This window comes from Nonomuraea cypriaca, assembly GCF_015645445.1.
Classification (GTDB): domain Bacteria; phylum Actinomycetota; class Actinomycetes; order Streptosporangiales; family Streptosporangiaceae; genus Nonomuraea; species Nonomuraea cypriaca.
On record NZ_JADOGI010000100.1, the window covers coordinates 1 to 12,306 of the forward strand.

Below are 12,306 nucleotides of genomic sequence, written 5' to 3' on the forward strand. Positions count from 1 at the left end.
GGGTGCCGATGCGGTTGCGGGCGCCGGGGGCGGCGGCCCAGCCGTGGGCCAGCAGGCGCGTGATCGCGGTGGCCTCGTCTGCGACGGGGACCCACACGTTCAGGCCGCTGCGGCCGTACGCCGTGATGCCGTGCCCGGCCAGCTCCGCCACCAGGCCGTCCCTGCGCTCCCGGTACGAGGCCCCCACCGTCGCCGAGTCCACCGCCCCCGTACGCCAGAGGTGGGCCACCGCCCGCTGCAGCAGATGGCTGACCCACCCCGCGGCCAGCCGTTGCCGCCCGCGCAACCGGCCCAGCGTGACCGGGTCACCGGTGATCAGGGCCAGCCGGAGATCGGGGCCGAACGCCTTCGCCGTGGAACGGGTGAGAATCCACCGTTCCGTACTCCCCGCCAGCGGGCTCAGGGGCAGGTCGACGAACCCGTCGGCGTGGTCGTCCTCGACCAGCAGCACCCCCGGATACGCCGCCAGCACCTCACTCAACTCCTCTGCGCGCCGGGCGGAGACGGCGGCGCCGGTCGGGTTCTGGGCGCGGGCGGTGACCACCACGGCCCGCGCGCCGGCCCGCAACGCCCGCCCGAGATCGTCAGGCAGCGGGCCGTCGTCGTCCAGCCGCACCGGCACGGGACGCAGGCCCATCGCGGCGACCAGGTCGAGCAGGGCGGACCAGCCGGGATCCTCCACCGCGACCGCGTCGCCAGGACGCAGGTAGGCGGCCAGCACCCGCTCGACCGCATCGAGGGTGCCCGAGGTCACCGCCAGCGGGCCCGGCGGGATTCCGTCCGCGCGCAGGCGGGCACCGGCCAGGTCGAGCAGTTCCTCGTCGTCGCCCGTGCCGTACATGGCGGGCCGTTCCTCGTGCGCGCGGGCCGCGGCGGCGAGCGCCGCGCCCAGGGGCGGCAGCAGTGCGGGGTCGGGGTTGCCCTTGGACAGGTCACGCACGCCCGGGGGCACCTCGACGCGGATGTCCTCCCTCGTGGTGCTGGCCGGCCGCGGCCTGACCCTGGTGCCGCGCCGTCCCGCGGTCTCCACGATGCCGCGCTCGCGCAGCATGCGGTACGCGGCCGCCGCCGTGTTGGGGCTGACCCGCGCCAGGGCGGCCACCTCGCGCACCGGGGGAAGCGCCGCGCCAGGCGCGAGCCGCCCGCCCGCCACGGCGGCCTCCACCCCGGCCGCTATCTCGCTGGCTGTCCGTCCAGCTATCCGGTATTTTTCTTGCACAAAACCTATTATGTACCAATACAAAGGTCGAAATGATGCTTATTCACCCCTGGGACGCCGCCCGCGACAAGGAAGAGTGGCGCGACTGGCTGCGTACGCGCGACTTCGGGCAGCTAGCGGTCAACGGCGTGGACGGCGGCCCGCCGGTGCTGGTGCCCACGCATTTCCTGTACGACGGCGACCAGGCGATCATGTTGCACCTGGCCAGGCCCAACCCGGTCTGGGCGGCGCTGGAGGCCAACCCCGTGGCGGTGGTGAGCGTGTACGACGACTACGCCTACATCCCGTCGGCCTGGCGCTCTGACTCCCCCGGCGACGGCGTGCCGACCAGCTATTACGCGTCCGTGCAGCTCACCTGCCGAGCGCGGATCGTGGACGACGAGGAGGGCAGGGCGGAGATCCTGCGCCGCCAGCTCGCCCACCACCAGCCCGACGGCGGGCACGGCGAGGTGGCGGCCGACGCGGGACCGTACCGCAAGATGTTCTCGGCGATCCGGGGGTTGCGGCTGGAGGTGGTGGGAGTGCGGGCCAAGTTCAAGTACGACGACCAACGGCCGGTCGAGTTCCGCGAGCGGATCGGGGCCGGGCTGGCCGAGCGGGACCTACCGGGCGACGCGGGCGCCAGGGCGCAGCAGCTCAGGCGGATGAGGATCGGGCCGCGAAGACTCGAGGGTTCTTGATGTCAGCCGCGACGCCGGGGCGGCTGCGGAGGTGGTGAGTTAGGGTCGCCGATATGATCATCTGGCTCAACGGGACCTTCGGCGCCGGCAAGACGAGCACCGCGAACGAGTTGCTCCCGCTCGTTCCCGATGCGCGTTACTTCGATCCCGAGCAGGTCGGCTACCTGCTGCAGACGGTGTCCGGCCTGCCGCCGGTCGGGGACTTCCAGCACTGGACCCCCTGGCGTCACCTGGTCGTGGAGACCGCCGCGCAGCTGCTCGACTACGTCGGTGGCGTGCTCGTGATGCCGCAGACCGTGCTGGTCGACGAATACTGGCGGGAGATTCATGAGGGGCTGGGGAAGGCGGGGATTCCCGTACGGCACTTCGTGCTCCACACCGACCGGGACACGCTCACCCGGCGGATCAACGCGGCCGAGTCCGGGATCTCGCAGTGGCGGCTCGATCATCTGACGGCGTACGAGGAGGCGTTTCCCTGGCTCAGCCGCGCCGGTGAGGTCGTCGACACGACGCACGTCACGCCGTCCGAGACGGCCAAGACCATCGCGGGGCTCACCACAGCGGGATGACCTTTCGGCACGGTCGTCCACAGGCGTTTTCGCCGCTGGAACGCGCTGTCCACGCTGTATCAGGTGATTTCGTCCACAGGAGACCGGGGTTATCCACAGGCTGTGGATTCATGGGCCTTCCTCGGTCGCGGCCCGGTCGAGCACCAGGGCGAGGGCGGCGATGGACGTTCTGGCCGAGCGGATGCGCCTGGTCTGCGCCTCATCGGTCCAGCCCAGCCGCAGCCCCTCGGCCGCCAGGTCGTCGAAGGCGGTGAACGCGGCCAGCTTCTGCCTGATGACCTTGGACCAGGCGTCGTCCTCGATCTGGTAGTAGACGTTGCGGTCGCCGGGTTTGCGAAGCTTGCGTACCAGCCGGATGGATGTCAGCAGGTGCATGTTGCTGGTCAGGGACGCGCGGCTGGCGCCGATGGCCGCGGCGAGGTCGGCGGCCGTCTGCTCGGGCGGGTCGCAGACCATGAGCCAGCCGAGGACGCGGCCGGTGATCGGAGGCAGCCCCCACTCCTCGGAGACGAACGCCGCCAGCCGCTCGACCCAGGCGCGCACCTTGTCGAGGTCGGGGCCGTCCTGCTTACTCATGCGATCAGGGTAACCACGAAGGGTGAGATCTCCGCTCAGGGGGTCAGCGGCTTCCGGCGCGGGTCAGCAGGTCTTCCGCGGCGGTGAATCCGGCGACCACGTCGGCGGCAGTACGGGGTTCGCGTACCATGCCGACGGCCTGGCCTGCGTAGACGTACGCGGTGTCGAAGTCGCCCGAGCGGCGGGCCTGGGCCAACTCGGCGTGTGCCTGTTCGTCGGCGGCGAGCTCCCGCTCCCGGCCCGCCCACCGGTCGTAGAAGGCGTTGCGCAACGCGCGGCCACCGTATTCGGCGGGCCAGCGGAGTCGCTGGGCGAGGTCGAAGACGCGCCCGTGGACGGTGTCGCCCTCGCCCGCCGCCAGGACCCGCCCGCGGGCCGGCTCGGAGAGTGTCGACTCCACGCAGCCGAGGAACGCCGTGCCCACCCACGCGCCCTCCGCCCCGGCGGCGAGTACGGCGGCCAGGCCGCGCGCGGTGGCGATGCCGCCGGCGGCCAGCACGGGGATGCGTACCGCGTCCAGCACGTTCTGGAGCAGGGGCAGGGTGGCCACGTCGGCGCGCCCGTGGCCGCCGCCCTCGCCGCCGCGGGCCACCACCAGGTCCACCCCGGCCTGCTCGGCCGCGCGTGCCTCGTCCGTGGTGCCCGCCTGGGTGGTCACGGTGATCCCGGCCCGCCGCAACGGCTCGACAACCTCGGCGTAGGGCCCGAAGCTCACGGAAACCAGGTCGGGACGGGCGGCGATGACCGCTTCCAGGTGGGCCGGGTCGTCCGCGAGCGCCCATGCCAGCAGCCCGATGCCGTACGGACGGCCGCTGCCCGCCGCGATGGCCGCCTGCTCGACGATCCACGAGACGGGGGCGCCAGGAGGTATGCCGATCATGCCCAGACCGCCGGCCGCGGAGACGGCTCCGGCCAGCCGGCCATCGCCCACACCCGCCATCGGGGCGCCCACCAACGGCAGATCGAGATTGAATCGGCTGGTCAGCCAGGTGTTCAGCATCGTTTCCCCTCGTCCGGCGTGCTCGAGGCAATTGTCACTGAGGGCGCCGCGACGTCAGCGACTGGAATCGCCGTTCGTCCGTGCCGACGACGTGAAAGTCCACGACCTCGAAGCACTGGCGCGCGAACTCCTGGAGTCGTTCGTCGCCGCGGAAGGAGAAGAACCGGGGCGGCCGGTGGTCGTCTCCCTCGAAGGGACCTTCCCCCGTCAGCACGCCTCCGCCGTACACGCCCAGGAAGAACAGGCCACCGGGGCGCAGGAGGGTGTGGACTGCTTCCAGCACGGCGGGGAGGTCCCGGTCGGGCACGTGGAGCAGGCTGTTCGCGGCATACACCGCGTCGAAGGAGCCGGGCGGGAAGTCCAGGTGAAGGAAGTCCATCACATGGGCGTCGAGCTCTTTGGCCCGGCAGAGCGCGACCATCGCGGGGGACAGGTCCACCGCGACGACGCTCAGGCCGTTGTCCCGGAAGTACGCACTGTCCTGGCCCGTCCCCGCGCCGATCTCCAGCAGCCGGTCACAGCCGTGGTCACGCAGGCGGCTCAGGAACGCCGCTCGCTCGGCGAGCTTCCACGGCGCCTTCTGGGTGTCGTCACGACGCTTCGCACCGCCGTCGTAGGCCGTGCGGAGTGGCCCGAGCACATCGTCGTATCGCACGCTCATCACTGTCTCTTCGATCGGGTCGTCCCGGGCCGGCTCGGCACGCGCCGAGCCGGCCCGGCCTTGGCTAGTGGTCGCGGCGCCGGGAACGTACGGCCTCGGCCAGCACCTCAAGCAGCCGGGCGGTCTCGTCCCAGCCGACACACGCGTCGGTGATGCTCTGCCCGTACGTCAGGCCCTCCCGCGGACCTGGCTCCTGCCGGCCGGGCACCAGGAAGCTCTCCACCATCAGCCCGGCCAGCCCGGTTTCGCCGCCGGCGATGCGGGCGGCCACCTCACGGACGACCGCCGCCTGCCGTACGTGGTCCTTGCCGCTGTTGCCGTGGCTGGCGTCCACGATCAGCCGCTGCGGACGCTCGGCCTTGGCCAGCAGGGAGAGGGCGTCACGGACCGAGTCCGGGTCGTGGTTGGGACCGCGCCGGCCGCCGCGCAGGATCACGTGGCAGTCGGGGTTGCCCGTGGTGCTGACCACCGCGGCGCGGCCCTCGTCGTCGATGCCGAAGAAGACCTGGGGGTGGGAGGCGGTGAGCACGCCGTCGATGGCGACCTGTACGTCCCCGTCCGTGGCGTTCTTGAACCCGACGGGCATGGACAGGCCGGAGGTGAGCTGGCGATGCACCTGGCTCTCCGGCGTACGCGCGCCGATCGCGCCCCAGGTGACGGCGTCGGCGATGTACTGCGGGCTGGTGGGTTCGAGGAACTCGCAGCCGACCGGCAGGCCCGTGCTGAGCACGTCGAGGAGCACGGTTCTGGCCAGGCGCAGGCCCCGCCGTACGTCATGGCCGCCGTCGATGCCGGGGTCGTTGATCAGGCCCTTCCAGCCGATGGTCGTACGCGGCTTCTCGAAGTACACGCGCATGACCACGAGCAGGGCGTCGTCCAGGTCGCGGGTGGCCTCGGCGAGGCGGCGGGCGTAGTCGAGCGCGGCGTCCGGGTCGTGCACCGAGCACGGTCCGATGATGAGCAGCAGCCGGTCGTCGTCGCCGGCGAGAACGTCGCGCACCGCGCGGCGGCTCGCGGCCACCAGGGAGGCGCGTTCCTCCCCGAGCGGCTGTTCCGCGCGCGATTCCGCGGGCGTGGGCAAGGCTTCGAACGAGGTGATGCGCAGGTCGCTGGTCGTGGTCATGCGCTGATGTCCTTAGGGCTGAGACGGCGGTACGGCCCAAGCCCGGGTCCCCGGAGCCGACCGCCTAAACGACGAAGAGCAGAGACGGGTCGTCTCTGCTCTCTGGCTCCGGATGATCAGTTGGTCAGCGCATGTGACCTTGGGCCCCATCCGGAGCCGGCACATAGCGCCAAAATCGACTGATCAGCATGGCCGCAGACGCTACCAGCCAAACCGCGCCATCTCAACTCGACCCCGCAGGACCGAGCCGGACGCCGGCCCTGGCCGGCCTGCATTATCGTGGGGCTGAGTCCGGCACACTGTTCCTGTGCCGGACTCAGCCCCACAAGGGCCGGCCGCGATCGTCTCTAACCCTTGCTCCAGATCGCCGCGAACAGGCCGCCCTCGGTGTCCAGGATCTCGGGCCGGTATCCCAGCGCCTTCAACTGGGTGGCCTTGAGCGTGTACGTCACGCGGGACAGGCTCAGGGTCTCCTTCAGCCCGGTCGAGCTGCCCTTGCCCCACACGGTGGTGAGGAGCTTGCCGGGCTCGACGGCCATGACCACAGGACGCAGGCCCTGCCGCGCCATCGCCAGGAGCTCCTTGCCGCGCTCCTCCACGGTCTGGCCCAGGCTGACCTTGACGGTGCCCGTGGCCGCTCCGGCGACCCAGACGGCCGCGTAGAGCGGCTGCTCGACGGTGCCGTACACGTCCAGCGAGGCGATGCCGTATCCGGCGGCGGCTTGCTGGGCGTTGACCTTTGTGAAGATCTCCTTGGTCATGCCGAGCTTGGACAGCACCTTGCCGGCGGTCTTCTCGAAGACCGCCGCGAAGACGGCGTCCGCGCCTGTGCCGGTAGCGGTGATCTTGGTGGGCTGGAAGCCCGCCTTGAGCTGTTCGTTGATGCGCTGCGGCAGTTCGGTGACCGACAGGTCCTGCAGGACGTTCACCTTTTTGGTGGTGTCCTTGACCCACACGGACAGGTACTGCGGGTTGGCGGCGTTGGTCACGCTCAGCGCCTCGGGAACGTAGCCCTTGCCCAGCAGATCCTTGACCCGCTGCAGCAGATCGGTCCCGCCGAGCGCCGGCAGGGAGAGCCATTCCAGCGGCAGGTTCTGGGCGGTCCCGGTGGTCTTGGCGGGCGCGGCGCTCGCTGGGGACGCGAAGGCCAGCGGGGCGGTGGCCACTGCCAACGCCGTGCTGAGGGCGACGATCCTGTGTGTGCTCCTCATGATCCTCCTATGGTAAAGACTGTCCCAATTTTCGGACAAAGAAGGACCATAACAGGGAATGAGCGAAAATTGACCACCTGTCACCAGGATGTCGACATTCGCAAGTCAGGGGCTCCAGGAGTCGATCAGCTTGAACCTGGGAGCGTGGCCCGTTCCAGGTTCCTCTGCACTCCGTGGGGCTTGAGCGCGCCCATCAACCAGTAGCCCTCCGAAGGGGCGCTCGCCACCAGCGAGCGACCCACCGGAAGATTGCTGCGAGTAGTGGTCCCCCTGGGAGCTCAATGAACGGGTTCGCCGGTTGCCGGCGGGATTTCCTGGGCGATGATGGCCGCGAGCCGGGTGGCGGCTCTTCGGAGGGGGGTGGTGTCGCGTTGGACTCGCGCGAGCAGGAGCGCGCCCTCGACGGTGGACAGGATGAACTCCGCCAGGTCCGCGGCCGCGTCGCCGGGGATTCCGCGTTCTCGCAGGCGTGCCGCGATGAGGGTGATCCAGTGCTGGTAGCCGTTGGCGCAGGCGGCTTGGACCTGGTCGCTGTCGGCGGCGACCTCCAGGGCGACGGTGGCCAGCGGGCAGCCGTCGCGGAAGTCCGACTGCCGCAGCATGGTGCCGAGCAGGTCGGTGACGGCGTGCGCGGATGCGGCGGGGTCGGCCTGGGCAAGAGCCGCGTCGATGGCCTGACCCCATTGGTCGGCGGCCCGGCTGACCGTTTCGACGGCGAGTTCTTCCTTGCCGCCGGGGAAGTGGAAGTAGAGCGTTCCCTTGGGCGCTCCCGCTTCCGACAGGATCTGGTTGACCCCCGTGGCGTGGTAGCCCTGCCGCTGGAACAGGACTTGGGCGGCGTCCAGGATTCGTTGTCTGGTCTGACCTCGTGGTGCCATGGGTCACCCCGCCGCAGGCCGGGTGGGTGTGTACGCGGATTGGGCGCGGTCGAGCTCCACCTCGTCGTGCGCGCAGAAGACGTCCACGTCACCGGTGAGCGTGAGTTCGTTGAGCCTTCGCAGGTTGTGGATGCATGCGGAACGGTCAGCCTGCATGAAGCTCTGGAACGCCTTGGTGGCCGGTGGGCAGGAGGGATCGCGTTCCATCTGGGCGTGGGAGAAGTAGGCGTCTCCGGCATGCAGCAGCCAGCGCTTCGAGCCGCCGTCGGTGTGGCCGATGTCGACGGCGACGCCGGCGTGACCACGTGTGTGCCCGGCCAGCGGCACGAGCAGGATCGATGAGGGCAGTCCCGGCAGATCACGGACCGCGGAGAATCCGAACCAGTCGTCACCGGTCGTGGTGTGCGGAACCCAGTCGGGGCCGTGCGCCCAGTGCGCGGCGTGGTAGCGGAAACGTTCCAGCGCGCTGAGAGGGCGCTGCGCGGCCTCCAGTTCCGCGGCGTAGACGTGGACCTTGGCGTGCGGGAAGTCTCCCAGGCCGCCCGCGTGATCGACGTCCAGGTGGGTCAGCACGATGTGCCTGACGTCGCCCAACTCGTAGCCGAGTCGGACCACCTGGTGGGCGGCGGTCTCTTCGGCGGCCAGCACGGGCCTGGACAGCCGCCGGAACATCGGGCTCACCCGCTCCGGGTTGCGTACGTCGCCGAGCCCGAACCCGGTGTCGACCAGGACGAGCCCTTCGCCGGTCTCGACAAGGAGGCAGTGGCACACGTTCCGCGCGCTGGTCAGCGGGCTGCCGGTGCCGCTGACCAGCCGCCCGCCGAAGGGACGCATGGTCCCGCAGTTCAGATGACGAATCCTCATGGGCCAAAATCTACAGACTGGTCTAGTAAATTACTAGCCCTCAACGCTGTCGACCGGCGGTCGGGCTTGGCGGTGTCCGGAGGATGGACTCGGCGGCCGTTTAGAGAACATCACCCCACTAATTGGACAATTCACGCGTCGATGCGGGCCGCCGTTCCGTGGCCGCCTCTATGGTCTGCGTTGGTTTTGGACGCCGATCTAGGAGGATGAAGCGCCAGATGGCGGCGAATGAGGTCACCCGTCGACGGGTGTTGGGCACCGGGCTGGGAGTCGGCATCGCGGCGGCCATCGGGCCGCTGAAGGCAGCGAGCGCGATCGCGGAGGCATCGGCGCCACGACGCCTCGGAGCCGTTCCTGTGAGCATGTCATTGCACACCCACTCCTCTTTCAGCGAGGGCGGCAGCTGGGCCGGAGGCGGGGGCGGGGCCAGCATGATGGCCCAGTTGGATCAGGCCATGAAGGCCGGCATCGACGTGGTCTGGTGGAGCGATCACGACTGGCGGATGTCGGCGTACGGCTATTACGACAACATCGCCTTCGACGGCACCGACGAAGACGGTGGCCTGCAGTGGGTCGTGGAGAACAGCGGCACCGTCACCGACGCCCAGCACGCGTTCGTCGACGACCCTCACAGCCCCGATGAAGCGGGCAAGGCGATGCGCGTGGCCGCGACGGGCCCCGCCGCCGAGTGGGGTGTCTCTTACCTGTGGGCGAACACCGGCAACAGCTTCTATTCCACCAACCTCTCCGACACCACGCTCGAGATCGACGTGCTCGGTGAGCAGATCGGCCCGGACGCGGAAATCGTCGTCCAGGTCGAGACGTCTTTCCGGCCGGAGACCGCCGGCCGCCCCAAGGGCGTCTACGTTCTGGAATATCGCCTCGGCACAGAAACGTCCCGCCGGTTGGAGACACCGCTGACCGGTGTCGTGACCACCACGTCGACCGGCGAGTGGCAGACGCTGAGAATGAACCTGCTCGACGACGTCAAGGCGTTCTGGCCAGACCTGATCGCCGAGGACTCCGGGCTGGCCCGGCTGCGTTTCGGAGCGCGGGCCCGCGACAACGCGACCGCCCAGGGCGTGTTCGACCGTCTCCGCATCGACCGTGCCCGCGACCGCACCGGTGATCCGCTGAAGTGGCCGGTGAAGCACCAGCGTGAGCTCATGCGACGCCTGTCCAAGCGGTATCCGACGGTGACGCAACTGCTGTCCAGCGAGGTGTCGATGATCCGGCACATGAACGTCTACATGGAGGACTTCGAGCTCTACCCGTACCCGGACCGGGGGAAGGCTCCCGTTCTGGACAACAGCATCGAAGGCATCGAGAAGGTCGTGAAGTGGTACCACGACCGTGGCGCGTTGGTCCAGTACAACCACCCGCCCATCAACCACGCCGAACTCGTCGCGACCCGCGCGCTGGGAACCGACCTGATGGAGGTCTGCGACGCCACGGGCAACCTCACCGTCACCACAACCCGGCTCACCCAGTACGACGTCGCCGCCCGCAACGCGATCTTCCTCACCGCGACGAGCCAGATCGACGACCACGCGGGGCAGAACTGGATCGGCCAACCCCATCTCTTCGCCACCTCGCTCTGGGCGCACTCGAAGAGCGCGGGCAACCTGCTCCGGGCGATGGCCTCCGGGCAGGCGTGGTTCCAGCACCAGAGGCTGTGGCCAACGGGGCAGATCGACATGACGGTCGGCCACAAGCGGGCCATGGGAGCGGTCATCCGGACCGATGCCACCAGCGTTCCCGTCGACCTCTTCGTGGGCAACCTGCCCGCGGACGCCACCGTTCAGGTCGTGGTCGGCGTGTGCGACCGCAAGGGCGACACCACGCCTGCGGTCGAGAAGCACCCCTATCCGGCCTCCGCCTTCGCGGAGGGAACGATGCGATTCCCCCTCGACCGGCAGAACGGCCGGTATCTGCGCGTAGAGGTCCACGACTCCTCCGGTGCGCTCCTGGGGGCCGGAAATCCGCTGTGGCTGCTGCCGGCCGGCGAGGACATCGAGATCCCCAAGGCCCGCAGGCTCACCCTGACCCCCGCCGACCTCAAGTGACGCCGCGCGGTGCAGGCCGCTGATCGACCCGCGTCCTTCGCACGAGCTCGGCGCGCTGGTGGAGGTGATCTACGACCCGGCGGACCCGCGGGAGGTCAGGACCGACGACGGCGCGCGCGGCCGGCGCGCCCTGACGGGGCCGTTGCTGATCGGCATGGGCGCGCTGTACGCCGTCGGCGCCGCCGTCGCGATCCTCACCATCCGCTCCTGACCATCGGCCACGGAGTCCCCAGCACGTGGCAGGCGATCAAGGGTTGGGTCTCTGCCATGTGTCGAACTGGCGGGTGGGCTGGTCCATGAATGCCCTGAGCTGCTTCATCCTGTTCACGCAGTCCGGGCAGACGTGTTCCTTGACCGATCTGGCGGTGGCTTCCGGTGTCGGCTCACGGAAGGAACCTGACACCGTCATGCCCAGCGGAAGGTTGGTCTCGGGGTCCATCATGACCGTCATGACACTCGCCGGGGTGAAACTGAAGGTGCGCTTACACAGGTGACATCCGCCGATTGTGGTGATCTGCTCGTCTTCCATAAAGCGTCCGCCTCCCTCCATCGCACCGTACAACCCGGCCCACCCGTACGGCGGGTCAGGCGAGGGTTTCGCCGCCGTCGACGGTGATGACCTGGCCGGTCATGTAGGGGTTGGCCATGAGGAAGAGGGCCGTGGCGGCGGCTTCCTCGGCGGTGCCGAAGCGGCCGAGGGGAGCGGTCGACCCGGCGGTGGCGACCGCGTCGTCGGAGTCCAGCCCCGGCAGCGAGCGCAGGAGTGGGGTGTCGATCCGGCCGTAGCGGACGGCGTTCACGCGCAGCCGCGCGGGGGCGAGCTCCACGGCGAGGGCCCTGGTGAGGGTCTCCACGGCACCGGTGACCGACAGCGGGGCGGTCATTCCTGGAGCGGGTCGGACCACGAGGATCCCCGAGCTGAACGTGAGTGAGCCGCCGGCGGGAAGCCGCGTCGCCGCCGCGCGGGCGACGGCGAAGGACGCCAACAGGCGGGAGTCGAAGGCCGCGCGGATGTCGTCGGCCGACAGCCCGGTCAGGGGGCCGGCGCCGCTCAGGCCGCCCGCGGTGACGAACACATGGTCGACGTGACCCGCCCTGTCGAAGGCCTCGGCGAGGGTCCGCTCGTCTCCCCCGTCGCCGGACACGTCCAGCACGGCGTCGTCGGAATCCTCGGCCGGGCGCGCGCTTCGCAACCGGGAGACGGCGGCCTTCAGCCGGTCGGAGTCGCGGCCGACCAGCACGACGTGGGCGCCGACCGAACGCAGCAGGACACCCGCCGCCAGCCCGATGCCCGAGCTTCCGCCGATGAGGACGGCGGTCGTGCCGGAGAGTGCGCTGGGCAGGGGCGAACGAACGGGGATGGGAGTCGCAGCGCTCATGGGAGAGCCTTTCGAGAAATAAACCATCTGGTTGTTTTATTGCTGTCCTAGATACTGCCGCCTGGACGGAGAACAGTCAA

Annotated in this window: 14 protein-coding genes; 4 read left to right on the forward strand and 10 right to left on the reverse strand. The window is 69.8% G+C overall.

Features of this window, described 5'->3' with window-relative positions:
• Positions 1-1,219: aminotransferase class I/II-fold pyridoxal phosphate-dependent enzyme (locus ITP53_RS29160; RefSeq protein WP_195898665.1), on the reverse strand; the 1,219-nt coding region annotated here is incomplete at its 3' end.
• A 32-nt stretch (positions 1,220-1,251) separates the two neighbouring features.
• Here ITP53_RS29160 and ITP53_RS29165 point away from each other — a divergent pair.
• On the forward strand, positions 1,252-1,899 hold the full coding sequence (locus ITP53_RS29165) for an FMN-binding negative transcriptional regulator (RefSeq protein ID WP_236051290.1): 648 nt from the start codon (positions 1,252-1,254) through the stop codon (positions 1,897-1,899).
• Between the two features lie 53 nt (positions 1,900-1,952).
• On the forward strand, positions 1,953-2,468 hold the full coding sequence (locus tag ITP53_RS29170) for a P-loop NTPase family protein (protein ID WP_195898666.1): 516 nt from the start codon (positions 1,953-1,955) through the stop codon (positions 2,466-2,468).
• 108 nt (positions 2,469-2,576) lie between these two features.
• Here the strand turns inward: ITP53_RS29170 and ITP53_RS29175 are convergent, their stop codons facing one another.
• The 7 genes from ITP53_RS29175 to ITP53_RS29205 form a co-directional block, all read right to left on the reverse strand.
• Positions 2,577-3,044, reverse strand: coding sequence for a GbsR/MarR family transcriptional regulator (locus ITP53_RS29175; protein WP_195898667.1), 468 nt, complete (start codon positions 3,042-3,044; stop codon positions 2,577-2,579).
• A 43-nt stretch (positions 3,045-3,087) separates the two neighbouring features.
• Complete coding sequence (locus ITP53_RS29180) at positions 3,088-4,044, reverse strand: NAD(P)H-dependent flavin oxidoreductase (protein ID WP_195898668.1); 957 nt, start codon at positions 4,042-4,044, stop codon at positions 3,088-3,090.
• 34 nt (positions 4,045-4,078) lie between these two features.
• Entirely contained in the window at positions 4,079-4,705 is a 627-nt protein-coding gene (locus ITP53_RS29185) for a class I SAM-dependent methyltransferase (protein WP_195898669.1), read from the reverse strand.
• Positions 4,706-4,769: 64 nt separating this feature from the next.
• Complete coding sequence (locus tag ITP53_RS29190; protein ID WP_195898670.1) at positions 4,770-5,828, reverse strand: 3-deoxy-7-phosphoheptulonate synthase; 1,059 nt, start codon at positions 5,826-5,828, stop codon at positions 4,770-4,772.
• Positions 5,829-6,175: 347 nt separating this feature from the next.
• A complete protein-coding gene (locus tag ITP53_RS29195) occupies positions 6,176-7,039 on the reverse strand; it encodes a hypothetical protein (RefSeq protein ID WP_195898671.1) in 864 nt (287 codons plus the stop codon).
• A gap of 278 nt (positions 7,040-7,317) precedes the next feature.
• Positions 7,318-7,917 (reverse strand): LmrA/YxaF family transcription factor, encoded by a 600-nt coding sequence (locus tag ITP53_RS60485; RefSeq protein WP_195898672.1) that lies wholly within the window; start codon positions 7,915-7,917, stop codon positions 7,318-7,320.
• A 3-nt stretch (positions 7,918-7,920) separates the two neighbouring features.
• A complete protein-coding gene (locus ITP53_RS29205; RefSeq protein WP_195898673.1) occupies positions 7,921-8,781 on the reverse strand; it encodes an MBL fold metallo-hydrolase in 861 nt (286 codons plus the stop codon).
• Between the two features lie 218 nt (positions 8,782-8,999).
• Here ITP53_RS29205 and ITP53_RS29210 point away from each other — a divergent pair, with 218 nt between their 5' ends.
• Positions 9,000-10,847, forward strand: coding sequence for a CehA/McbA family metallohydrolase domain-containing protein (locus ITP53_RS29210; RefSeq protein ID WP_195898674.1), 1,848 nt, complete (start codon positions 9,000-9,002; stop codon positions 10,845-10,847).
• Between the two features lie 64 nt (positions 10,848-10,911).
• Positions 10,912-11,058, forward strand: a complete 147-nt coding sequence (locus tag ITP53_RS29215; protein WP_195898675.1) for a hypothetical protein — start codon at positions 10,912-10,914, stop codon at positions 11,056-11,058.
• 36 nt (positions 11,059-11,094) lie between these two features.
• On the opposite strand, the gene ITP53_RS29220 is transcribed toward ITP53_RS29215, so the two are convergent.
• Positions 11,095-11,376 carry a hypothetical protein gene (locus ITP53_RS29220; protein WP_195898676.1) on the reverse strand — a complete coding sequence of 94 codons (282 nt, stop codon included), beginning with the start codon at positions 11,374-11,376 and terminating at the stop codon, positions 11,095-11,097.
• Positions 11,377-11,431: 55 nt separating this feature from the next.
• Positions 11,432-12,226: an SDR family oxidoreductase gene (locus tag ITP53_RS29225; RefSeq protein ID WP_207756564.1), complete on the reverse strand. Its 795-nt coding sequence runs from the start codon at positions 12,224-12,226 to the stop codon at positions 11,432-11,434.
• Between the last annotated feature and the right edge of the window lie 80 nt (positions 12,227-12,306).

Coding starts and splice junctions, on each gene's coding strand:
- ITP53_RS29165 (WP_236051290.1), top strand. CDS start 1,252: ATGATGCTTATTCACCCCTGGGACGCCGCCCGCGACAAGGAAGAGTGG.
- ITP53_RS29190 (WP_195898670.1), bottom strand. CDS start 5,828: ATGACCACGACCAGCGACCTGCGCATCACCTCGTTCGAAGCCTTGCCC.
- ITP53_RS60485 (WP_195898672.1), bottom strand. CDS start 7,917: ATGGCACCACGAGGTCAGACCAGACAACGAATCCTGGACGCCGCCCAA.
- ITP53_RS29175 (WP_195898667.1), bottom strand. CDS start 3,044: ATGAGTAAGCAGGACGGCCCCGACCTCGACAAGGTGCGCGCCTGGGTC.
- ITP53_RS29180 (WP_195898668.1), bottom strand. CDS start 4,044: ATGCTGAACACCTGGCTGACCAGCCGATTCAATCTCGATCTGCCGTTG.
- ITP53_RS29170 (WP_195898666.1), top strand. CDS start 1,953: ATGATCATCTGGCTCAACGGGACCTTCGGCGCCGGCAAGACGAGCACC.
- ITP53_RS29205 (WP_195898673.1), bottom strand. CDS start 8,781: ATGAGGATTCGTCATCTGAACTGCGGGACCATGCGTCCCTTCGGCGGG.
- ITP53_RS29185 (WP_195898669.1), bottom strand. CDS start 4,705: ATGAGCGTGCGATACGACGATGTGCTCGGGCCACTCCGCACGGCCTAC.
- ITP53_RS29220 (WP_195898676.1), bottom strand. CDS start 11,376: ATGGAAGACGAGCAGATCACCACAATCGGCGGATGTCACCTGTGTAAG.
- ITP53_RS29195 (WP_195898671.1), bottom strand. CDS start 7,039: ATGAGGAGCACACACAGGATCGTCGCCCTCAGCACGGCGTTGGCAGTG.
- ITP53_RS29210 (WP_195898674.1), top strand. CDS start 9,000: ATGGCGGCGAATGAGGTCACCCGTCGACGGGTGTTGGGCACCGGGCTG.
- ITP53_RS29225 (WP_207756564.1), bottom strand. CDS start 12,226: ATGAGCGCTGCGACTCCCATCCCCGTTCGTTCGCCCCTGCCCAGCGCA.